The following is a 22,894-nucleotide window of genomic DNA, read 5'->3' on the forward strand; positions in this document are numbered from 1 at the left end:
TCTCATTTGTTGGCACTACAATGGGTAGTGTGAGGGGTGTCAGAACATGAGAATACACAATTTCAAAGTGGGTGAGCGTGGGCTCAACCGATTTTTTGGTCCGCTGGAGGCCAAGATCATGGACATTTTATGGTCTCGTCCTGGCAGCAGCATCCGTGAAGTGCAGACCGCACTTGAACAAGACAAAGACGTCAATTTTAATACAGTCATGACCGTGATGAACCGGCTCGTAGACAAGGGACTTCTCGGAAAGTCACAAAAGGGCAGAACATCTTTGTACCAACCGGTACAGAGTAAGGAGGAGTTTATGAACGACCAATCCAAGGAACTGTCACATGAGTTGGTGGATGAATTCGGAGCTCTGGCATTGAATCATATGCTGGATGCGCTGGACGAAGCAGATGCGGGTCTAATTGAACGCCTGGAACAGAAGATCAAACAATGGAAAAAGGATAGCGATTAAGATGTGGAAGACCCGCTCGAAACTTTTGTTTACCGTCGGGTTTGGCATTCCGTTACTCGTGTTCATGCAGATGTTCATGTACGCGATGTACAAAATTTTTGGCTGGGATATCCCGTTTAACCTGCTCTGGCTCTGCAATCATTGGATGAGTCGACTGGGTTGGTTATCCGTGGGACATTTCCTGCTGGCACTGGTATTGCTGACTTTTGCGGGAACAGGTTGGTTGCTAATGGTGCGTATGATGAAAACCAGAGCCGCCGTACGTAAACTTCGCTCCATGGAGGTGCGTGCATTGTCTCGCGAACTGGAGTCCAAGTATCACCATCTCGGACAGCCAGGATTCATTGTGGTGGACAAGCATTCTCCGGTTGCATTCACAATTGGTTTATGGAGACCATGTATTGTACTCTCCACAGGGCTTCTGACGATGTTGGATGCAGAAGAGGAGACTGCAGTTGTGTACCACGAAGTCCATCACCTGTGGCACCGTGACCCACTGAAGACGACACTGCTATCGGTATTTGCAATCATGATGCCGTATATTCCCGTATTGAAGCATACTTCGAAACATTACAATATCGTGAGAGAAATTTTAGCAGACAATGAGGCTATCGAGCGTACAGGCAATGTGGCAGGTATTGGCAGTGCTTTGCTCAAGCTGCTCCGTGCTTGTCCTGAACCTTGGGGGGCAAAAGAACTGACCGTTCAGTCCTCATTTGCGGATACGTCGGTGAATGTCCGAATTTCACGTCTGCTGGACCCAGAACAGGACGTGACGCTGAGGTTGCCACGTTATGCTGTTCTGATGTCGGCTACTGTTTTTCTATTGCTGTCTATCTTGTTTGTTTGGTCCATCGGATAGATTAATTTGGCTAAATGTGAAGTCTCGAATATAACGAGGAAGGAAGATGAACATGAATAATAAAAGTGTAGAGATTGGATTATTTTTCTCAAGGATTATGATCGGTTTGATCTTTGTATTGCACGGCTGGAGTAAATTCGAAGGTGGAATCAGCGGTACAGTAGGTTTTTTCGAAAGTATCGGTATTCCCGGATTTCTTGCATCCGTTGTAGCCATTATTGAGTTGGTGGGTGGTGCAGCGATGATTCTGGGTCTGGGAACACGTGTGTTTGCTGCCCTGTTTGCCATCGTGATGGTTGGCGTTCTGTTTACAGCCAAAATGGGTGAGCCGTTCCTGAGTGGTACCGAGTTAGATTACCTGCTGCTGGCGGGTTCCCTGACACTGCTCTTCACAGGAAGCCGCTTCCTGGCCGTGGATTATCTGTTCTCCAGACAGGGGAGCGCTCGCCAGAATGTGAGTGCTTGAATTGACTAACGATTGCTAAAAAATAATGAAGTGCAGGATGAGTCCTGTAACGAGGTTCTTTATTGGCCAGGCCGGTTCGGGAATTGATTTGCGAACCGGGCTGATCAGTAGAGAACTTTTTTCGTTTGGACGACATGCCTGAGGTTTGTTACAATGAGAATAAGTATGCTACTAAGAAAAAATAAGGAGGATGCATTTTATGATTAACGTCATTCCATCCGATGCCCGCTCCAGCTTCGATCGAGGCTGGCTCCGGGGGAGTCACAGCTTTTCTTTCGGAGAATACCAAGACCCGGAGAATACGGCGTTTGGACCCATGAGGGTAGCGAACGACGATGTGATCGCGCCTGGTCGCGGTTTTGGGGCTCACCCGCATAGTGACATGGAGATTGTATCCATCGTACTCAGCGGCAAGTTGCGACATGAAGATAACCTGGGGAATGTAGCCGTTACAAGCTTTGGTGGTATCCAGCGGATGTCAGCAGGCAGTGGCATGATTCATACCGAACATAATGCATCCGATACCGAAGAAGTACGTTTGCTTCAGCTCTGGTTCATGCCAAAGACAAGAGGGTTGGAGCCCTCCTATGAGACCACATCATTTGATCCAGCGGCATTGGCAGGAGCACTCGTGCCGATTGTATCCCCAGAAGGGGGCCCAAGAGTTGCGACCATTCATCAGGATATGACGATCTACCTTGGCCGATTAGCCAAAGACGAAACGTTAACTTTTAATCAGGATTCGGGCCGCCGGATGTACATTTTCTCCATCGAAGGTAAGCTGGGATTGGATGGAGAGTACCTGTTGAACGAAGGCGACACGGCTCGTGTGGAACAGCGGGATTCAATCGAACTGCAAGCAAACGAAGATACGTTCTATATGATTATTGATTTGCCGTAGATGGCTGATGAAATGAACTCCAAGATGAAGGAGGATATACACGTATGGCGCAACAGGAATGGTTTATGGTCAAACATGCGGTGACCGGGCGAGGATTAGCTAATAGCAAAACAGATTCCCTATCCTATCGGTTCCAACAGGAGGGTACAGGTTTCATATTTACCGTTACGGGTCTGGACGAGCAGATTGTGGAACAGATTATGGAGCTTAGACAGGAACTGAACGTATTTCGATTCGTCCAACGCAAGAATCAGCCCCTTTTGAAACACTGGTACTACGTAGAAGGTGAGCGGGTTGTGTACGACAGGGAGAGTCACACGCTAAGCATCTATGCGAAGTCGGAGATTCGTTATGTGCCTGAAGATTATTTTGCGGATTAACTACACGTTATAATAAATATTAAGCCTTCCACATGGAAGGCTTTTTTCCTTATATATCATCAATTTTATAGTATATGTATTTCAGGTTGTTTCATGAAATTTAAGAAAAAAGAGCAACGGAAGGTTGACATGATGAATTTAATATCGATATAATTCACTTAATTGATAATGAGTATCAATATCAAATGATGCGAGGTAGAGCAACTACGAATGTTTTACGGCGATCGGTAAGGGGATTAGTAGAGAGATGAAGTTACGTTATATGTTGATCGTACTGGCTGTACTGTCTATCGTATACATATTTATTGGAAATTCAGACATTTCACCATTGGATATATTTCATTTGTCCTCAGTCCAGCTACAGGTATTACAAGTTAGCCGGTTTCCCCGCCTGATCAGCATCCTTGTCGCCGGAATCAGCATGAGTGTAATCGGACTGATTATGCAGCAGCTGACACGCAACCGATTTGTTTCCCCAACTACAGCAGGAACGATGGATTCAGCCAGATTGGGTATTCTTGTGACGTTAATGTGGTTCCCGGGAGCATCCCCTCTGCAAAAAATGTTGGTCGCTTTTGCCTTTGCTCTGGCGGGAACACTGATTTTTATGCGAATTCTGGAGAAAGTTAAGTTCAAGGATACGATATATATCGCTCTGCTAGGTCTTATGTTTGGCAACATTGTAAGCTCCGTCACGACATTTTTTGCTTACAAAAACGATCTGATCCAGAACATCTCGTCTTGGTTACAGGGTGACTTCTCCACCATCATGAAGGGACGTTATGAACTGATCTATATCAGTATTCCGTTGCTCATTATTGTGTACCTGTTCGCTAATCGTTTTACACTTGCAGGAATGGGCGAAGATTTCTCAACCAACCTTGGACTGGCGTATCGACGAGTTGTGAATATCGGCCTGATCCTGGTGGCGATGGTTTCAGCAGTAGTGATTATTACTGTAGGTACAATTCCGTTTCTGGGCCTTGTCGTGCCAAATATCGTAACACTGTACAAAGGGGATAACTTACGTGATACATTGCCTCATACGGCAGTGCTTGGTGCGATCTTTGTTCTGGTCTGCGATATTCTGGGTCAATTAATTATTTATCCTTATCAACTTTCGATCAGTCTGACGGTGGGAGTTGTGGGAAGTGTATTATTCCTGTATTTACTGCTTCGAAGAAAGGCTTATGGATCATGAGAATGAAATATACGGCGAATACATGGAAGTTGGTCTTGTTAATTGCAGCGGCAGTGCTGCTGATTGGCGTATTTCTGGTCATTCAATCCGGAGGGAACTGGGATTACATATTGCCTCGAAGAGGGAAAAAGATTCTCGCCATTGTATTGACAGGTGCCTGCATCGCGTACTCTACAGCTATTTTCCAAACGATAACCAACAATCGAATTCTGACACCTGGCATCATGGGCCTCGATTCCTTGTATATGCTATTTCAGACGTTTGCCGTGTTTGTGTTTGGAAGCACACATATCAGCTTTGTGAACAAAAACCTTAATTTTGCAATATCTGTCCTGCTCATGACGTTGTTTGCTCTACTACTGCATCAGTTCATGTTCCGCAGGGAACAGGGGCGTAATATTTATCTGTTGCTGCTGGTGGGTCTTATACTGGGTACGCTGTTCCAGAGCATGTCTTCCTTCATGGAGGTACTGATTGACCCTAATGAGTTCCTTGTGCTGCAGGGCAAGATGTTTGCGAGCTTTAACAATGTGAATACGGATCTGCTGATCATTTCAATCGCTGCGATTATTCTGATCCTGCTGTACGCGCAGAAGTTTACCAAATATCTCGACGTACTGTCTCTCGGCAAAGATCACGCAGTGAATCTCGGGGTGGATTACGATTACATTGTGAAGAGGCTGCTGCTGGTGGTGATGGTTCTGGTATCGATCTCCACAGCGCTGGTGGGTCCAATTATGTTTTTGGGGCTGCTGGTCGTGAATCTGGCGCATCAGGTATTCCGGACACATCGGCATAAAGTGCTGATCTGGGGTTCGGTCATGATCGCAGTCGTTGCATTGGTTGGTGGACAACTCATTGTAGAGCGGGTGTTTACCTTTGCTACGACCGTTAGCGTCATTATAAATTTTATAGGCGGCGTGTACTTCATCTATTTACTGCTAAAGGAGAATAAGTCGTGGTAGAAGTCAGAAATGTTACAAAACAATACGGCGGCGTCCGGGTAGTGGATGACGTATCACTGAACATTGCCAAGGGAAAGATTACATCATTTATTGGTCCAAATGGAGCTGGGAAAAGCACCTTGTTATCCATGATTACCAGGTTAATCAGCAAGGATACAGGACAAGTCCTGATTGAAGGGCGCGAGATTGAAAGCTGGAAGAACAAGGACTTGTCGCGCAAAATATCAGTCCTTAAACAGTCCAATCACATCAACATTCGGTTAACTGTGGAGGATCTTGTGGCTTTTGGCCGGTTCCCGTATTCACAAGGAAGGCTCACACCTGAGGATCAACAGTGGATTCAGGAGGCCATCGACTATATGGAACTGGCCCCATTTCGCAAGAAGTATCTGGATGAACTGAGTGGCGGACAGCGGCAGCGGGCATATATCGCCATGGTGATTGCCCAGAACACCGAGTATATTTTGCTCGATGAACCTTTGAATAACCTGGATATGAAACATTCTGTTCAGATTATGAAGGTGCTGCGCAGAATGGTGGATGAACTAGGCAAAACAATTGTCATTGTCATTCATGACATCAATTTTGCCTCCTGTTACTCCGACTATATTGTTGCGCTCAAGGATGGACGCGTAGTGAAAGAGGGCAAGACGGAAGACATCATCGATACGGATGTATTGCAGAGCGTGTATGACATGCACATCCCTGTGCAATGGATTGATGGACGTAAGATTTGTGTGTATTTTGCGTGAGTGAAAAGGTAGTCCAATATAGAGATCGAGAGGTGTTTATTCATGAAAAAGGGTTGGCTGTTTACGTTATTCGTGGTGTTGTCGGTTATCCTGGCAGCTTGTGGTGGGAATAAGGCAGCGGATAATACAGGTGCAAGCAGTGGCACAGGATCAGAAGCTACTGCACCAGCAGATCAAGCAAGTGAAGAAGTGGTCATCAAACATAAACTGGGCGAAACAACCGTGAAGAAAAATCCAGAGAAGGTCGTTGTTTTTGACTACGGAGTACTGGATTCACTGGATCAGCTGGGCGTAGAAGTTGCAGGTGTTCCGCAGGAAGGCGTACCTCCTTATCTGGACAAGTATAATGATGCGAAGTACACCAATGTTGGTGGCTTGAAAGAAGCTGATTTTGAGAAGGTTAACGCGATGAAACCAGATTTGATCATAATCTCGGGACGACTCCAGGATTCGTATGAAGAACTGAGTGAGATTGCACCAACCATATATATGGCGGTAGATACGGCAGATTATATGAATTCTCTGACCAATAACGTGAAGACCCTCGGGGACATCTTCGGTAAAGAAAAAGAAGCAGAAGAAGCCATTGCATCGATCGAAACATCCGTTAAGGCACTACATGATAAAGTAACGGCTACAGGTAAAAATGCGCTAATCGTCCTGACAAACGAAGGCAAACTGAGCGCCTATGGTGCCGGTTCCCGTTTTGGTATTATTCATGACGTATTTGGTTTTACTCCATCAGATGCAAACATCGAAGTATCCACACATGGGCAGAGCGTTTCATTTGAATATGTCATGGAGCAGAATCCAGATTACCTCTTTGTCGTTGATCGCAGTGCCGTGGTTGCAGGTAACGGTGAGGCATCCCCGGCAAAACAAGTGATCGAGAACGATTTGGTGAAGAATACAACAGCATATAAAGAAGGACATATTGTTTATCTGGATCCGAATTACTGGTATTTGTCTGGTGGTGGGTTGGAATCCATTCAAGAAATGATTAAGGAAGTGGACGCAAGCATCAACTAAAGTGAATTAAACAATGCATGTGCTGGGTGTCAGGAAGGTCTCTGTTCAATACAGAGGCCTTTTTGCTGTATGAAAACTCAGAGAATTTAATCGTAATTCTGCAAAAAAGACCACATAATTCCCAGCTGTCTGGCACAAGCTACCTTGTATAAAAACAAGAACGGAGGGGCGGCATATGGCGGACAAAACATCTGGGAAAGACAAGTCCCGGCAACCGGGACGAGCTTCAGAAGAAAAAAAACATATTCCTTTGGGACTGCCGTCCCCGCCTTTTCTTCGGCAGCCGATTAGTGCAGTACATGAAACTCAGATTAAGGCGGTAAAGGAGATATTCTCCGATTGCTCGGATGTGGTTTTTCGCAACGTCATGATTACGCCTGAAGTGAAAGGACTTCTGGTCTATATCGAAGGCATTGTCAATTCGGCTGATATCCAGGAACACATGCTGCGTCCGATTATTCGAGGGCTGGTGCAGCAACGTACAGATGAACCTGATGTTCCACTGGATGATACAACCGTTGAGCTGACACAGGTGAAGCGAGTGGATACTTGGGCTGCTGCGACAGAAGGGGTGCTGGCATCCTCGGCCCTTCTGGTAGTCGATGGAAGTAACAAAGCTTGGATGTTCAATGTCAAAGGTGGCGTCAGACGTGGTGTGGAGGAACCGCAGACAGAATCCGTGATTCGGGGACCTCGGGAGGGATTTACCGAAACGCTCCGTGTGAATACGGCCTTATTGCGGTTCAAGCTGAAAACACCTGCTCTCAAGATGGTGAGTATGACCCTTGGAACAGACACCAAGACAGATATTGTGCTGACCTACCTGGAAGGTATTGCCGATCCAAAAACGATTCAAGATGTTAAGAAACGTCTGGAAAAAATCAATATTGATGGCATCCTGGAGACGGGTTATATCGAGGAATTGATTGAAGATCATCCGTATTCCCCTTTCCCTCAGATGCACTATTCGGAGCGGCCGGATACCGTTGCAGGCAATCTGTTGGAAGGACGCTTTGCCATTATGGTAGATGGAACCCCATTCTCGCTGATTGCTCCAGTCACGATGTGGCAGATGCTGCAAGCCAGCGAGGATTATTACGAGCGATTCTTCATCAGTAATCTGGTGCGGTGGATTCGCTTCCTGTTCGTAGCCATCGCTCTATTTCTGCCGGCGCTTTATATCTCCATCACTACATTTCATCAGGACATGTTGCCCACCACGCTGATTCTGAGTATTGCGGGTGCACGGGAAGCTATTCCTTTTCCGGCTTTGGTGGAAGCCCTCATCATGGAACTGTCGTTCGAAGCTCTCCGGGAAGCGGGGGTCAGGTTACCCAAGACAGTGGGTCAGGCAGTCAGTATCCTCGGTGCACTTGTGATCGGACAGGCCGCAGTTCAGGCGGGTATTGTATCGGCACCGATGGTTATTATCGTATCCATGACAGGAATAGCTTCCTTCACGATCCCGCGATTTAACTTCGCGATTACGGTGCGTCTGCTCCGATTTCCGATCATGTTACTGGCAGGTATGCTTGGATTATATGGCATCGTCATCGGCTTGGTCCTGATCTCGGTGCATCTGACACAGATGACTTCGTTTGGTGTCCCATATCTCTCCGGTCTTAGCCCGTACAGTAAAACAGATACCAAAGACATTCTCATTCGTGTGCCATGGTGGAAAATGATCAATCGTCCTTCTACGGTACATCGGGATCAGAAACGGATGACCGAAAAGATCAACGGTTCCCCTGAAGCTGAGGAAGGGTGGTGAACCCATGCAGTTCATATATAAGTACCGGGCAGTGATAGCGCTGTTGTTATGTACCACTTTTATTTCAGGTTGCTGGGATCGTAAGGAGATTAACGATGTTGCCTTTGTGATTGGTATTGCTGTCGATAAGGAGGGGGACAATTACAGATCCAGTCTTCAGATTGCTCTGCCGGGACAATCCGGTTCTTCCGGTAGTGAAGGAGGCGGAGGCGGCACGAGTGGGGATAAATCCTGGTTTATGTTATCCAATACAGCCAAATCATTGCATGGTACGTCTATTGAAGGTCAAAAGGAACTCTCACGAACAATCTATTATGCGCATCGCCGTACGATGCTTATTGGTGAGGAGCTTGCCAGGGATGGAGTCGCCTCCATGCTTGATCTGTTTACGCGGTATCCGCTGAACCGATTCTCTGCATTGCCAGTGGTCACAAAAGGTTCAGCATATGAGGTCATGGATACGGATGCACCTATAGAGAAGTTTCCATCCGAGATGGTGCGGGAACTGTGCTTCCTCAATATGCGTAATCCACGTTCACTTAAAACGTTTATAGATGCCATTCTTAGTGAGGGTGTCGATCCATTCCTGCCTGTCGCTTCGAAAGTGAGCAATGTTCCAAAAGGGTGGAAGGACGCCAAAACAAACATCAAGCTGGATGGGTTGGCCATTTTCAAGAAAGATAAGCTGGTTGGCATGATCGACAAAGCTCCAGCTGATGCCCTCATTCTTGCTATGGGCGAGGCCAATGCGCCGGAGATTATGGTTAAAGCTCCTGGCGGAGATGGAGATATGTTCATCAAGTTGAACGAGAACAACGCTTCACTACATCCCAGTATCAAGGCTGACAAGGTCACCGTGAATATTGAATTGTATGCCAAGGGAGTTCTCGTAGATAACGAATCCAATTATGGTGACCGGCGTGAGAATGAAATTCTGAAGTTACATGAAGCCATTCACGAGAAAATAAAATTGGATATTGAGGAAGGTGTCCGGTTGGTTCAGGGAAAATATCATGCGGACATCCTTGGAATCGGTCGATCCATTCATCAACATCTGCCGGCAAAGTGGGACACGATGAAAGATCGCTGGGATGACATATACCCTGAAGTCGAGGTGACGGTTACTCCCCATGTCATTATTGAAAACGTTGGGGTGAGCAATAAACCAATTGGCGTCGGAGAGGATGAAGTTGTACATGATTAAACCACTCTTATTTACCTACCTGGCCATGGTAATCGCGGTCATTTTGATGGATTTCAGACATTTGAAACAGGCAGCTGCCATTAATCGCTGGCTATCCTATAGTTTGATTGCATTGGGTACAGGCATTTGGTTCTATGTGACTAATCTAAGCAAAACCTTATTTGTGTCGGTATGGATAAGCCACGTTATCCAGCGCTTACTGCCACTGCCCTAGGTTGTGGACAGGATGCATTAAGTTTGCGGGATCACGAGAGGGAGAGGAGGTATTTCATGAATCAGAGAGTGACACACCGTCAGATGATCCTGCTCGTGCTGCTGCTCAGTGTTTCAGGTACGTTAATTCAGCCACATGCGCAAGCTATCTACTATGCGGAACAACACGCTTATCTCTCGTATATACCCGTAGTCGTAGTGATGATCGTATCGATGTGGATGTTAAGTCGTGTTCAGCGGAGATTTCCTGAGAAGGATCTGTTCGAGTCGCTCATCGGAAGATTCCCCTTACTGGGAAGATTAATGGCGTTTCTGTATATTCTGTTTTTTTTCTTTGTGTTTGCAAGAGATATTCGGTTAACAGGTGACTATATCAGTATCACATTGCTGGAGACAACACCAATCTCTATCATTGTGATGTCACTGATGATTATGGGCGTTTTTATCGTTCGGGGCGGACTGGGCTCCTTGATTGGAATGACGGAATTGTACGTCACTTTGTTCCTGTTGAACTCGGTAATTGTACCTTTCATGCTCATTCAACAAGTCGACATGGACAACCTGATGCCGTATTTTCATGTCGATGTTGCAGGCGTAGGTAAAGGGAGTTGGTACATATTTTCATTTTATGGCGAGATGATTGCATTGCCCTTTGTCATCAAGGGTAGTGATTTTCGTTTTAAGTCTGCCCTGGGGGGAATTATCCTCTCGGCACTGCTCATGATGCTGATTGTTGTGGAAACCATCACTTCTATTGGCGTTCCGATTGCTTCAAGACTGGTATACCCTTCCTATGAGCTGGCAAGACAGCTGCAAATTAGTGATTTTCTGGACCGGTTTGACCTTGCGCTCGCAGCGGCAACCTTGCCTACCATGATCACGAAGATTGCATTTGACCTGTACTTTGTCTGCTGGGGATTGAAGCGAATGATTCCGAACGTATCGGGAAAGGTATTGACAGGCCCGATTGCCCTCGTCGGATTTGTCTGTGCATTCTGGTTCTTCCGAAATGCCATTCAGCTCAATCGTTTTACTCGGGAATGGACATGGATTGCCATTATTTTTGAAGCGTTGTTCCCCATTGTGCTGTTTCTTTTCCTTCGTCCTCGCAAAAAGGATAAAAAAGAATCTACCCAACAGAGATCGGGAGACCTTTCAAAGAAAGAGAAGCATGAGCCGGAACAAAAATCGGCTGATTCGGAGAAGGACGGAGAGAAAAGACGGAAAGATTCTCATGGCGGAGAACTCCAGCCTTCCTGATACATTCCATCAAAAATCCTTATAGATGAACGGGCAAAAAGAGGGGAAGCACAGTTTCCCTTCACAGAAGTACCCTGTATACTGTAGTCAGACTGATGAACATTCGGCTGAACTAACGGGGGGAACATGAATGGCTCAACATTTGGCAGGTGTGCGTGTAGCATTAACAGGACCACGAAAATCGAAAGAAATGTCCGTACTGGTTGAAAAAATGGGTGGAATCCCGCTTGTGCGACCGGCACAGGGGACCGTATTCCTGGATGATCGGAGTATCAGGGATGGGCTGGTATCTTGGATCTCAGACCCGCCAGACTGGGCGGTGTTAACTACGGGTATGGGATTGGATGCATTGTTTGAAATGGCTGAGGATATGGAAGTGGCAGGCCAATTGTTGGATGTATTATCGCAATCCTCCATTGCGGCAAGGGGATACAAGACGGTGAATGCGCTCAAAAAGCGCAAGTTAACACCGCTGGTACGAGATGATGATGGTAGTACGGACGGGCTCATTCGAGAATTCGCCCCACATGATCTCGCAGGGAAAAAGGTTATGTTGCAGCTTCATGGGGAGACAGCTCCCAAACTTGTCGCATGGTTGGAAGAACAAGGCGCACTCGTCAGACAAGTGCTTCCTTACCGCCATGTACCGCCAGAAGAGGCAGAGCTGGAACAGTTATTGAATGAAATTCTAAATTTCGAGGTAGATGCTGTTGCGTTCACAAGTGGACCGCAGGTCAGATTTCTGACGCAATATGCGGCCTCCCAGGACAAGCTTGAGCCGATGCTTGCAGCCTTTAGACAAGGCGTAATCCCTGCGTCTGTAGGTAAAGTTACAGCAAACTCCATGCGTGAAGAAGGCATTGAGGCACTGGTCATTCCGGAGGAAGAGAAGATGGGAGCACTCATCGTTGAGCTTGGACGTTACTTTGCAGCAGGGCGTGCGGCCAAGATTAGAGATTAGTGGCCTGCTTTTAGATCAGTTCGACAAAAAGCTTTTGGCGTCGCTTCTTCAGGTTTTTCTGTCCTCTCCGTTATTGTGTAAACATTCATTTCATGAATAAAGAGTATGCATTAAGCTTAACCGCATCGCTATATGATGCGGTTTTGTTTAGATTATAGAATTTATACGTTTTCAGCGGTGCTGAAGGATTCGATAATCGTAAGAAAAGAAGAAAAGGTGGAAATGACGATGCCCATTGCAGATCGTAACGCCAGACCCCGACTGATCATTGCAGGCACCGGAAGTGGTGCAGGAAAAACGACAGTAACCTTGGGGCTAATGAGGGCACTCGCTCAGCGTGGGTTGAGTGTACAAGGGTTCAAATGCGGCCCGGACTATATTGATCCGACATACCATACCGCCGTCACGGGCAGACCGTCACGTAATCTGGATGCATGGATGACATCGCCTGAGTATGTGAGAGATACGTTCGAGAAGGCATCGGTGGGACACGATATTTCCATTATAGAAGGCGTTATGGGCCTCTACGATGGCAAAGATCCGCTCAGCAATACAGGCTCAACTGCAGAGATTGCTCTGGTCACACAAACCCCTGTAATCCTGGTTGTGGACGTACGCAGCATGGCTCGCAGTGCGGCCGCGATTGTCCTGGGTTTTCAACAGTTGGAGCCTGAATTAAATATTGCCGGAGTGATCGTCAACCGGTGTGGAAGTGCGGGTCATTATACCATTGTGAAAAAAGCCATTGAGCAGATGTGCGGCATTCGGGTGGTTGGCTGGCTGAAGCGGGACGAGGGCATGTCCATTCCTGAGAGACATCTGGGACTGGTGCCTGCCATCGAGCGCGGTGAACTGGAACCATTATTCCAACGTGCAGCCGATGTGTTAATGGAAGGCACCGATCTGGATCTTCTGCTGGAGCTGGCAGCAAGCGCCCCGCCTTTGAATGCAGAAGAAGTGAGTCCTGCGACTACTACCCACATGGATTCAGCTAATACTGAACCAAGCTCGAATTACGATCCACATTCCAATTCAGTGATCCACGTTAATAATCGACATGTATCATATGCGGCACAGCCTGTCATTGCCGTTGCGCGCGATGCCGCATTTAATTTCTATTATCCCGATAATCTGGAATTGCTCGAAGCAGCCGGGGCCCGATTACAATATTTCAGTCCGCTCGCTGGTGAAGGTATTCCAACGGATGTGGATGGCATCTATTTGGGCGGCGGATTTCCTGAGGAATTTGCAGCAGATATTTCCGGTAACCAAAGGTTTCTGGAAGGACTTCGACAAGCAGCACAATCCAACATGCCTTTATTTGCCGAGTGTGGCGGCTACATGGTGCTTGGGGAAACGTTGACCAACCGTGAGGGGATTAGTTTCGATATGGCGGGTATTATCCCTGCACAAGTGCAGATGCAGAAGAAGCGCGCTGCGCTTGGCTATCGTGAAGCGAGTAGCGTTCAGGATTCCTTTTTGCTGAAAAAGGGTGAAGTACTTCGGGGTCATGAATTTCATTATTCGACAATGACCTATCGTGATGAAGAAATGATCCCTTATGCGTATGAGACTAAGGGGATGCATGGCTTGAAGCAAGAGGGATATGCCGCAGGTAACATCGTGGCGGGGTATACGCACGTTCATCTGGGCTCTTACCCAGCAGCCGCTCGAAGATGGGTGGAACATTGTTTAGCCTATCGGCAGGAGCGATATATGCAGAGATAATAGCAGCTTTTTATAGCTCAAATAGATAGCTGAATTCAATAAGCAAAATGGCTCTAATCTCGCTTTTACCTCATGAGTCTTTGGTCGTGAAGTTGGCGATCCCATTCTGAATTAAAGGTTTTCAGATGAATATGTGGAATGAATAAAAGACAGAATCATTATGCGAGGGAGGGACATCATGATGAGAACCGTATGTGTAACGGGAGCTGCTCGGGGATTGGGATTGGCTTTGACGGCACAGATGCTGAAGAGAGGGTATCTCGTGTATGCGGCCGGTCTGGACGTAGAAGATTCCGAGGGGATTCGTATGCTTGCAGAAGGATATCCTGACCATCTGCGCGCCATCGAACTGGATATCGCGGACGACCTGTCGGTAGCTCTGTTCACGGAGACATTGAAGCTGGATACGAATCATTTGGATATGCTGATCAATAATGCGGCTATACTAGGGAGTATTACGGATCATATCCGCGGGCCGTTGAATATGGCGGAGATGGCTGAAGTATTTAATGTGAACACCTTAGGTACACTGCGTGTGACTCATTCCCTGTTGCCTCTCCTTCTTCAAGGACAGGTCAAGCTGATTGTTGATATCTCTTCCGAGGCTGGAAGTATAGAGCAATGCAGTCGGGATGGGTGGTATGCCTATTGTATGTCCAAAGCTGCTTTGAACATGCAGGCCCGTCTTGTGCACAATGGTCTGAAGGATGAAGGCGGACAAGTGATGCTTGTGCATCCCGGTTGGGTACAGAGTTATATGAGGGGCGAATTGGATGTTGCTGCGGATCTCACGCCCGAGCAATCTGCACAGCATATCGCAGTACTTATCGACCGCCATGAACAGTTTAAAGGAGATCAACCCGCATATGTGGACTACAAGGGCGAGAAGCTCCCCTGGTAGTTGATTGATACAGTGAGGTGAACAAGAAAGGAGATTGATTGAATGGATCATCGTAAAAAAGCATTACTACTTGGCGATTATACACATCCGGATTGGCACCCGCTTCAAGGTGTGGATGCGGAGATTAGCCGAATTTTCCATGATACTATGACTGTGCAGTGCAGTGAGAATCGGAATATGCTGCTGCAAGAAAATATAACCGGGTTTGATGTATGTATCTCATACATGGACGATTGGAAGGGGAAAGTCTCTCCACAGCAGACAGCAGGTTTGTTGTCCTATGTAAGTAATGGAGGTGGACTGGTCATTATACATAACGGCATTTCGCTTCAAAATCGTTATGAGCTCAAACAGATGATCGGAGCCAAGTTCCTGCATCATCCGGCGTATGCACCGCTTGAATTCACTGTAACGGGGGAAAGCCATCCCGTGACGGAGGGCATTTCGAATTTCACAATGGAAGAAGAGCCGTATCAGTTCGAATTTGGTTCTTTTGCCGAAACGAAAATATTGCTTGAATATCAATCCGAAGAAGGACCAAAACCTGCGGTTTGGGCTCATCGATATGGTGTGGGACGTATTGTTTATCTTATGCCGGGTCACCATGTACCGTCTTTTGCGCACGAAACGTACCGTAAGTTACTTCTGCAAGCAGGCAAATGGGCTGCACGTTACGTCTGATCGGACAGACATCTTTGCATGCAGAGTATAAGGGGTATAATATAGAGATCAACGAAGAGGAGGATGACAAAAATGAGCGATTTGTTCAAAAAGGCGATCTCGTTAGGGCTTGGTCTTACTGTTGTAAGCAAAGAAAAAATTGAGAAAACCGTGGATGATTTGGTCAAGCGCGGGGAACTTGCGCCCGGTGAATCCAAAGCTTTGGTTGAACGTCTGCTGGAACGGGGCGATGAAGAACAGGGCCAGTTCAAGAGAATGATTCAGGAACAGGTCAAGCGAGTGCTTCAGGAAGCTGGTGTGGCATCCGAAAGTGATGTAACCAGTCTGGAACAGCGCGTTGCTGTCCTGGAGAAAAAACTTGCGGAACTGGGCCAATCACCACAACTCCAACCTGATGAATCCCCAGCTCCACTTGAAGTTCCTCCTCCTCTCAAAGGAAACGAGATCGAGTAGATGGCAGTGCGAATCAAACATGTCGGCAGATACCGTGAAATTGCCATGGCGCTAGTGCGTCATGGCTTCGGTTATATGGTCGAGGAGCTGGGTTTGTTCCAGCTGCTGGCTCTGCCCAGACGGTGGATGTCGCGTGAAGCACACACCACCAAAACGCTGAGTGAACGCATCAGGCTTGTGCTGCAGGAGCTGGGGCCAGCTTTCGTTAAGCTGGGGCAACTCGCAAGCACAAGGGCAGATCTATTGCCTGAGTCTGTCATTCGTGAGCTGGTGAAGTTGCAGGATCAGGTCCCGCCGTTCTCTTCCGAGACGGCACGGGGTATTTTGGAACAGGAATTGGATACACCGCTGGAGGAGATCTTTTCCCGGTTCGAGGATACCCCTGTAGCTGCGGCCAGCATTGGACAGGTGCATCTGGGCAAACTTCGAAGCGGTGAGTCGGTAGCCATCAAGATTCAGCGGCCGGGTATATCGCGTATTGTGCAGCGTGACCTGGATATTTTGCGTGAACTGACAGCCATGGCCGAGAAGCGCTGGGACTGGGTGAAGCAATATCAGATTCCGCAAATGGTCGAAGAATATGCTCAGGCACTGATGGCCGAGCTGGATTATACGGTCGAAGGCCGCAATACGGAAAAGATTGCACAGCAATACCAACAGGACAACAAGGTGAAAATCCCGGCAATTTACTGGGATCAGACGTCGTCCCGTGTGCTCACGATGGAGTATATCGAAGGTATCAAACTCAATGATCGTGAAGAACTGGTCAGACGCGGTCATGATCTGAACAATATTGCTGAGCGGCTGGTAGACTCATTATTGAATCAGATCTTTATTCATGGATTCTTTCACGCTGACCCACATCCGGGCAACCTGATGGTATTGAAGGATGGACGTCTTGCCTTTATAGACTTTGGTATGGTGGGCAGTCTGAGTGATGAGATGAAACAGCAGCTTGCTTCGCTTATTATTGGGTTAATGCGCAAAGATACGGACAGTATGATCCGGGCAATTGAGAAACTTGGCATGATGCCAGATGACATGGATCTGCGTGGGCTTCATGTGGATTTGGACAAGTTGCGTAACAAATATTACGATATTCCCTTTTCCAAGATTAGTGTGGGTCAGGCGCTGAATGACTTGTTCGGCGTAGCCCAGAGGCACCGGGTTGTCATGCCTGCCGATATTCTGCTGCTCGGTAAATCGTTGCTGACGATGGAAGGTGTGATCGAACATCTCGATCCTTCCCTGAGCATCGTAGATATGGCGGAGCCCTTTGGGCGGAAGCTGATCAAGGAACGTTTTAGCGCAGGAAGAATCAAGAATCGGTTGTTCCGCAGTGCGGCTGATATGGCCGAAAGTGTCATCGGTCTGCCAGGACAGTTAAGACAGTTATCATCCATTATTAGCAAAGGCAAGCTGAGGCTGGAGATCAGTGTCCCTGAACTGGATGCACTCATGCGCAGAATGGATCAGATCAGTAATCGGCTGTCCTTCAGTATCGTGCTGCTCGCCTTTTGTATCATCATGGTGGGCCTGATTATCGGTTCGTCGATCAGTCATCAGTCCACGATGCTGTGGGATATTCCGGTCATTGAGATTGGTTTCCTGGTGGCGATTCTGATGGTGGCTTTCCTGCTCTATTCGATATTCAAATCGGGAAGGTTCTAGCATAGTATCACATGAACACCCGTAAAGAGACTTTCTTCAAAGGATCTTTGCGGGTTATTTTTTGTGAGAAGAGAATTGGTGAGTAAATTATAGAAAGATTAAGATAATAGAAGAAAAGGCTCTATTTTTTCGCCTTAACTGTATTAGTACATATCCGGTCCTGTGACTATAATAATAGGTCAGTACATTAACGGACCCGGTTTTTCTGAGAGGGGAAAACCTATTGGCATCAGGATCAACTCCTGATGTGGCATGAGTAAGACAACTGAAGGTAATGGAACAATAGCGGTACACATTGGAACGGAAAAAACGTGAATGCACATTAACCCGTCAAGGATATACAGATGGTGAAGAATGATGCAATTCAGGCAACAGCATAGGCGAATGATGCGGAGAGGGTTCCGTTGTTTTGTGCTGTCCTGGTTAGTTGGTTAGTGTGGACGGCTTCCGTTACTCTTCAGTAGGATTGTCCAATATGAGGAATACACGTAGGAGGAACGGCTAAGAACATATGAATACTTTAAAACAACAATGGTTTGGCAACATTCGCGGAGACGTGCTGGCAGGCATTACGGTAGCGCTGGCGTTAATTCCGGAAGCCATTGCGTTCTCCATCATTGCAGGTGTTGATCCGATGGTCGGATTATACGCTTCGATTACGATTGCGATTGTGATCTCGATTGCTGGTGGAAGACCAGGCATGATCTCGGCAGCAACAGGTGCCATGGCGGTACTGATGGTTGGACTCGTCAAGGATTATGGCGTGGAATATCTTTTTGCAGCGACGATCTTGACGGGCATTATCCAGTTTCTACTTGGCATATTTAAGGTTGGGCGATTTATTACGTTTGTGCCTCATTCGGTACTGACCGGATTCGTGAATGCACTGGCTATCCTGATCTTTATGGCGCAGTTAACCCACTTCACGGGAGCGAACTGGATCATGTATGCGATGGTGGCGGGCACGTTAGCGATCGTTTATATTTTGCCACGGTTTTTCAAAGGCGTTCCGGCTCCACTGATTGCAATCATCGTGATGACGATTATTACCCTGGTGTTTCATCTGGACGTAAGAACGGTCGGAGACATGGGGAATATAACGAGTACTCTGCCGATGTTCCACTTGCCCAATATTGCATGGACTTGGGACACGCTAATGATTCTGCTGCCTTATTCATTCACTATGGCACTGGTTGGGCTATTGGAATCGCTGCTGACCGCAACCATCGTAGATGAGATGACCGAGACCAAGAGCAGCAAGAACCGTGAGGTGCGTGGTCAGGGTATCGCAAATTTCGTGAACGGTTTGTTTGGCGGCATGGGCGGCTGTGCGATGATTGGGCAGTCGGTCATTAATGTGAAGTCTGGGGGACGTGGAAGATTATCGACGTTTACTGCGGGTGCGTTTCTGGCAATCCTGTTGCTGTTATTTAGCGGTGTGGTGAAACAGGTACCGATGGGGGCGCTCGTCGGTGTAATGTTTATGGTGTGTATCGGAACATTCGACTGGAGTTCTATCAAAAATATTGCTCGCGTGCCGCGCGCGGAAGCCTTTGTCATGATCGTGACAGTGGCAATTGTGGTCTATACCCACGATCTGTCGATCGGGGTTATGGTTGGCGTTGTGCTCAGTGTGCTGCATTTTGGCTGGAAACAGACCAAGATTCGCGTACAGGCGAGCCAAGAGCAAGGGCAGAAAGTATATCGGGTTCACGGACCGTTCTTCTTTGGTTCTTCGTCCCGCTTTGTAGATGAGTTCGATGCAGAAGCTGATCCGAAGGAAATCACGATTGATTTCGGAGGGTCACATATCTGGGATAATACCGCGGTTGTGGCTATCGGCAAGGTGAAGTTCAAATACGCGAAGCTTGGCAAAACCGTGCACCTGCGCGGTTTAAACGAGGAAAGCTCCCGTATTCTTGAACGGAGTGGGTTTGCCACAGCGGGCGGGCACAGTTCGTAACTTGGTTGTACAAAGGTTGTTGTACAAAGGTACAATGTCGAAACGTAGTTACGCAGACAAGCTGAAAAATGAACGGCTTAGTAAATCTGGAATTAAGGATCTAAACAAGTAATGAAGTTAGGAAGGCAACTGCCCTAAAGTAGTGTTGAGCAGACATGCGACAGCCCTATGAAGTAGACAACATAAAAAGATACTTTTCAGCGGCGCACTTTTTCCCTAATGTAAGTCGGGGAGAGGGCGTCGTTGTTTTTATTAGAGAATGTCGTGTGTACTGGAAGTAGTGGTAGTAGTTCTTGCAGCAGCAGTAGTAGTAGTGATAGTTTTTAGTAGAAGTATAGATATTGTTGGTTTTTTTGGTTGATAATGTTGGTGTTGGTGTTGGTGTTGGTGTTGGTGTTGGTGTTGGTGTTGGTGTTGGTGTTGGTGTTGGTGTTGGTGTTGGTGTTGGTGTTCTGGTTCTAGTCAATGTTGTTATTTCTCTAGCTGATGTTATTGTGCTCAAGCTTGTGTCCTTCTGTGTGTGTAAAATATAGCGAACCTGGCACGTCTTATATGGGGTTATTTGCTATTGTCGTTATTCTAACGAATCTCAGACATCTTATTTTGCTGATTCCACCCATACTGATGATGTTTCGCGTGTATTTCCGAGTAATAAGGTGACTGGGGTTCGTTAGAAAATCGAAACGGCTCTAATTGGCGTAATAGGGTGTCCTGGATTCGTTAGAATTAGTGGTACGTGGGAATTGCATCGTTAGAGCTATTTTTGAACTGCGAGAAATCTTGAATCTTGATCTCAATGTAGAGAGTTGTGTAAGGACCTTTCAATTCCTGAAACTTTTGCAAAATAGCTCTCTTTTTATCTGTTTTCAGGATGACATAGAAGCATAACAGCTATCTCAACGATATCACTAAACTATCTTGGGTTATGAACATCACGATCCATTACATACTTCTCAAAAAGTACCATTAGACATATACCCCCGCTATGCCCTCCGCCTGACCACATGCAGTTCAATCCTCAACCCTCAACCCCATTCTACAGAGTCAGGGTCATACTTCGAGCTAGCGCTTTAGCTTGTTTCACTCATCACCATGCTCAGAGGGCTTCTGTAGTTACTCTCAAAACCATCCTCAAACTCACTTGGTGGATACAAGTCACGCCTATCTTGGAATTTTGTGCTACAAGTTAGGGGTGTAACGCTGTATCCCCTTTTGTTTTGCTTGACTAACGTGTAAACTACAGGGTATGGAGAAGAAGAGCAACGAGTGGATTGCTTTTTAAAAAATTCATTTCATAATCATGATTGATATAAGGAAAACTAGTCTTGATGGCAGATACTGATACTAAGGTCATTATGAAATGGACTTATCTAAATGAATATACAGAGGTGTAACGATTGGCAAACTTTGAACAACTGGGCATTCGCCCGGAATGGTGCGAGATCCTGAAACATCAGGGCATCGCCGTGCCGACTCCGGTACAGGAGCGTTCGATTCCGGTACTGCTGGGTGGACGTGATATTATTGCTGAGGCACAGACAGGCACAGGGAAAACGCTGGCTTTTTTGCTGCCGATTATTCAGAAAATTAACGTATCCGACCGTTCGCCGCAAGCGCTGATTATCGCGCCTACGCGTGAGCTTGCGCTGCAAATTACGGAAGAAGCGAAGAAGCTCACGGCAAACGACGATAAACTGCATGTGCTTGCCGTATACGGCGGACAGGATGTGGACAAGCAACTGCGTAAATTGCAGAACGGTACCCAGATCGTTATTGGTACACCGGGTCGTCTTCTGGATCACTTGCGCCGTGGCACATTGAAGCTTGATAATGTGAAAAAACTGGTGCTGGATGAAGCCGACCAAATGTTGCACATGGGCTTCCTAGACGATGTGGAGACGATTCTTAGCGAGCTGCCACACAAACGCCAAACGATGCTGTTCTCAGCAACGATGCCAAAGGGTATTCGCAACTTGGCGAAAACCTACATGAAAGATCCGGAAGATGTAAAAGTATCTTCCCAATCTGTTATTCCGATCAAACAAATTCGCCAGCAAGTGCTGGAATGTACGGATCGCGGTAAACTCGAAGCGCTTCGCGGCATGATTGATACGTATCGCCCATATTTGGCGATTATTTTCTGCAGGACCAAACGTCGTGCATCCAAGCTGAATCAAGATCTGCGTGAAGCAGGTTATGCAAGTGATGAACTTCACGGAGATCTGTCCCAATCCAAGCGTGAGAACGTAATGAAAGCGTTCCGTGATGCCAAACTGCAAGTGCTAGTTGCTACAGATGTAGCTGCACGTGGACTTGATGTTGAAGGTGTAACGCATGTATTTAACTACGATATGCCGCATGATGCGGAAAGTTATATCCACCGGATTGGTCGTACGGGACGTGCAGGAGGTACAGGTCTTGCTGTAACGTTTGCAACAGAGCATGACAGACCGGAACTTGCACGTATTGAACAAGGTATCGACCAGAAGTTGTCCCGTATCCAGTGGACGAGCGAAGGTCCAATTGCTTCAACTGGAGCAGCTAGACGTTCCATCAACAGTCAAGGAGATGACGAACGTTCAGGCGGACGCTCTTCCGGAACTGGTAGTGCCCGTCGCGGTGCAGGCCGTAACGATCGCAGAGATGGCGGACGTGGGGGTCGTGGTTCTCGCGGTGGCGAAGGTGGACGCAGTGAAGGCGGACGCAGTGGTGGTCGTAGCGGTGGCCGCAGCAGCGACAGCAGTCGCGGTGCAGCAGGCCAAGGTGGACGCGGTGCGGGTCGCAGTGGCGACGAGCGCAGCGCAGGTCGTGGTTCCGCGCGCAGCAGCGACAGCAGTCGCGGTGCAGCGGGCCAAGGCGGCCGCGGTGCAGCTAGCAGCGGCTGGGCTGGCCGTAGTGCCGACAAGCGCACCTCCGGGCGCAGCAGCGAAGGCTCTCGCCGTCCGGAATCTGCAGGACGCGGACCGGCGAAGGGCGACCGTCGCGATTCTCGTCGCGGACGGTAAAGCCTTGGCGCAAGCGGCGATATAGCCGCACTTGCGCAGGCACCACGCCATGCCACAGCGTTTG

The 22,894-nt window shown here is 47.5% G+C and carries 22 protein-coding genes; all 22 read left to right on the forward strand.

Annotated elements, in window-relative coordinates:
* Positions 1-46: 46 nt before the first annotated feature.
* The 22 genes from BLS69_RS21545 (at position 47) to BLS69_RS21650 (ending at position 22,830) form a co-directional block, all read left to right on the forward strand.
* The gene (locus tag BLS69_RS21545; protein ID WP_091036054.1) at positions 47-463 is read left to right on the forward strand and encodes a BlaI/MecI/CopY family transcriptional regulator; all 417 of its coding nucleotides are present in this window, start codon (positions 47-49) and stop codon (positions 461-463) included.
* Between the two features lies 1 nt (position 464).
* Complete coding sequence (locus BLS69_RS21550; protein WP_036667841.1) at positions 465-1,325, forward strand: M56 family metallopeptidase; 861 nt, start codon at positions 465-467, stop codon at positions 1,323-1,325.
* 52 nt (positions 1,326-1,377) lie between these two features.
* On the forward strand, positions 1,378-1,791 hold the full coding sequence (locus tag BLS69_RS21555; RefSeq protein ID WP_091036057.1) for a DoxX family protein: 414 nt from the start codon (positions 1,378-1,380) through the stop codon (positions 1,789-1,791).
* A 199-nt stretch (positions 1,792-1,990) separates the two neighbouring features.
* Positions 1,991-2,692: a pirin family protein gene (locus tag BLS69_RS21560; protein WP_091036060.1), complete on the forward strand. Its 702-nt coding sequence runs from the start codon at positions 1,991-1,993 to the stop codon at positions 2,690-2,692.
* A 44-nt stretch (positions 2,693-2,736) separates the two neighbouring features.
* Positions 2,737-3,072, forward strand: a complete 336-nt coding sequence (locus BLS69_RS21565; RefSeq protein WP_091036061.1) for a hypothetical protein — start codon at positions 2,737-2,739, stop codon at positions 3,070-3,072.
* Positions 3,073-3,319: 247 nt separating this feature from the next.
* Positions 3,320-4,273, forward strand: coding sequence for an ABC transporter permease (locus tag BLS69_RS21570; protein ID WP_091036063.1), 954 nt, complete (start codon positions 3,320-3,322; stop codon positions 4,271-4,273).
* A complete protein-coding gene (locus BLS69_RS21575; RefSeq protein ID WP_283945790.1) occupies positions 4,270-5,238 on the forward strand; it encodes an iron chelate uptake ABC transporter family permease subunit in 969 nt (322 codons plus the stop codon). The genes BLS69_RS21570 and BLS69_RS21575 overlap by 4 nt, the downstream gene beginning before the upstream one ends.
* Complete coding sequence (locus BLS69_RS21580) at positions 5,232-5,990, forward strand: iron ABC transporter ATP-binding protein (RefSeq protein WP_091036066.1); 759 nt, start codon at positions 5,232-5,234, stop codon at positions 5,988-5,990. The genes BLS69_RS21575 and BLS69_RS21580 overlap by 7 nt, the downstream gene beginning before the upstream one ends.
* Before the next feature lie 42 nt (positions 5,991-6,032).
* The gene (locus BLS69_RS21585) at positions 6,033-7,019 is read left to right on the forward strand and encodes a siderophore ABC transporter substrate-binding protein (protein WP_091036068.1); all 987 of its coding nucleotides are present in this window, start codon (positions 6,033-6,035) and stop codon (positions 7,017-7,019) included.
* Positions 7,020-7,194: 175 nt separating this feature from the next.
* A complete protein-coding gene (locus BLS69_RS21590) occupies positions 7,195-8,790 on the forward strand; it encodes a spore germination protein (protein ID WP_091036071.1) in 1,596 nt (531 codons plus the stop codon).
* 4 nt (positions 8,791-8,794) lie between these two features.
* The gene (locus BLS69_RS21595; protein WP_091036074.1) at positions 8,795-9,994 is read left to right on the forward strand and encodes a Ger(x)C family spore germination protein; all 1,200 of its coding nucleotides are present in this window, start codon (positions 8,795-8,797) and stop codon (positions 9,992-9,994) included.
* Positions 9,987-10,208, forward strand: a complete 222-nt coding sequence (locus tag BLS69_RS21600) for a hypothetical protein (RefSeq protein ID WP_091036077.1) — start codon at positions 9,987-9,989, stop codon at positions 10,206-10,208. The genes BLS69_RS21595 and BLS69_RS21600 overlap by 8 nt, the downstream gene beginning before the upstream one ends.
* A gap of 56 nt (positions 10,209-10,264) precedes the next feature.
* On the forward strand, positions 10,265-11,467 hold the full coding sequence (locus BLS69_RS21605) for a GerAB/ArcD/ProY family transporter (RefSeq protein ID WP_165980304.1): 1,203 nt from the start codon (positions 10,265-10,267) through the stop codon (positions 11,465-11,467).
* Positions 11,468-11,597: 130 nt separating this feature from the next.
* Positions 11,598-12,428, forward strand: coding sequence for a uroporphyrinogen-III synthase (locus BLS69_RS21610; protein ID WP_091036083.1), 831 nt, complete (start codon positions 11,598-11,600; stop codon positions 12,426-12,428).
* Positions 12,429-12,656: 228 nt separating this feature from the next.
* The gene (locus BLS69_RS21615; RefSeq protein WP_256332380.1) at positions 12,657-14,156 is read left to right on the forward strand and encodes a cobyrinic acid a,c-diamide synthase CobB; all 1,500 of its coding nucleotides are present in this window, start codon (positions 12,657-12,659) and stop codon (positions 14,154-14,156) included.
* Positions 14,157-14,334: 178 nt separating this feature from the next.
* On the forward strand, positions 14,335-15,057 hold the full coding sequence (locus tag BLS69_RS21620; RefSeq protein WP_235193706.1) for an SDR family oxidoreductase: 723 nt from the start codon (positions 14,335-14,337) through the stop codon (positions 15,055-15,057).
* A 42-nt stretch (positions 15,058-15,099) separates the two neighbouring features.
* The gene (locus tag BLS69_RS21625) at positions 15,100-15,738 is read left to right on the forward strand and encodes a ThuA domain-containing protein (RefSeq protein ID WP_091036088.1); all 639 of its coding nucleotides are present in this window, start codon (positions 15,100-15,102) and stop codon (positions 15,736-15,738) included.
* A 72-nt stretch (positions 15,739-15,810) separates the two neighbouring features.
* The gene (locus tag BLS69_RS21630) at positions 15,811-16,191 is read left to right on the forward strand and encodes a phasin family protein (protein ID WP_091036091.1); all 381 of its coding nucleotides are present in this window, start codon (positions 15,811-15,813) and stop codon (positions 16,189-16,191) included.
* Positions 16,192-17,862: an ABC1 kinase family protein gene (locus BLS69_RS21635; protein WP_091036093.1), complete on the forward strand. Its 1,671-nt coding sequence runs from the start codon at positions 16,192-16,194 to the stop codon at positions 17,860-17,862.
* A 511-nt stretch (positions 17,863-18,373) separates the two neighbouring features.
* Entirely contained in the window at positions 18,374-19,825 is a 1,452-nt protein-coding gene (locus BLS69_RS21640) for a SulP family inorganic anion transporter (protein WP_091036096.1), read from the forward strand.
* A gap of 341 nt (positions 19,826-20,166) precedes the next feature.
* On the forward strand, positions 20,167-20,358 hold the full coding sequence (locus BLS69_RS31935; RefSeq protein ID WP_143023604.1) for a hypothetical protein: 192 nt from the start codon (positions 20,167-20,169) through the stop codon (positions 20,356-20,358).
* Between the two features lie 864 nt (positions 20,359-21,222).
* Complete coding sequence (locus BLS69_RS21650; RefSeq protein WP_074092592.1) at positions 21,223-22,830, forward strand: DEAD/DEAH box helicase; 1,608 nt, start codon at positions 21,223-21,225, stop codon at positions 22,828-22,830.
* The last annotated feature ends 64 nt before the right edge of the window (positions 22,831-22,894 follow it).

This window comes from Paenibacillus sp. CF095 (genome assembly GCF_900101225.1).
Lineage (GTDB): Bacteria > Bacillota > Bacilli > Paenibacillales > Paenibacillaceae > Paenibacillus.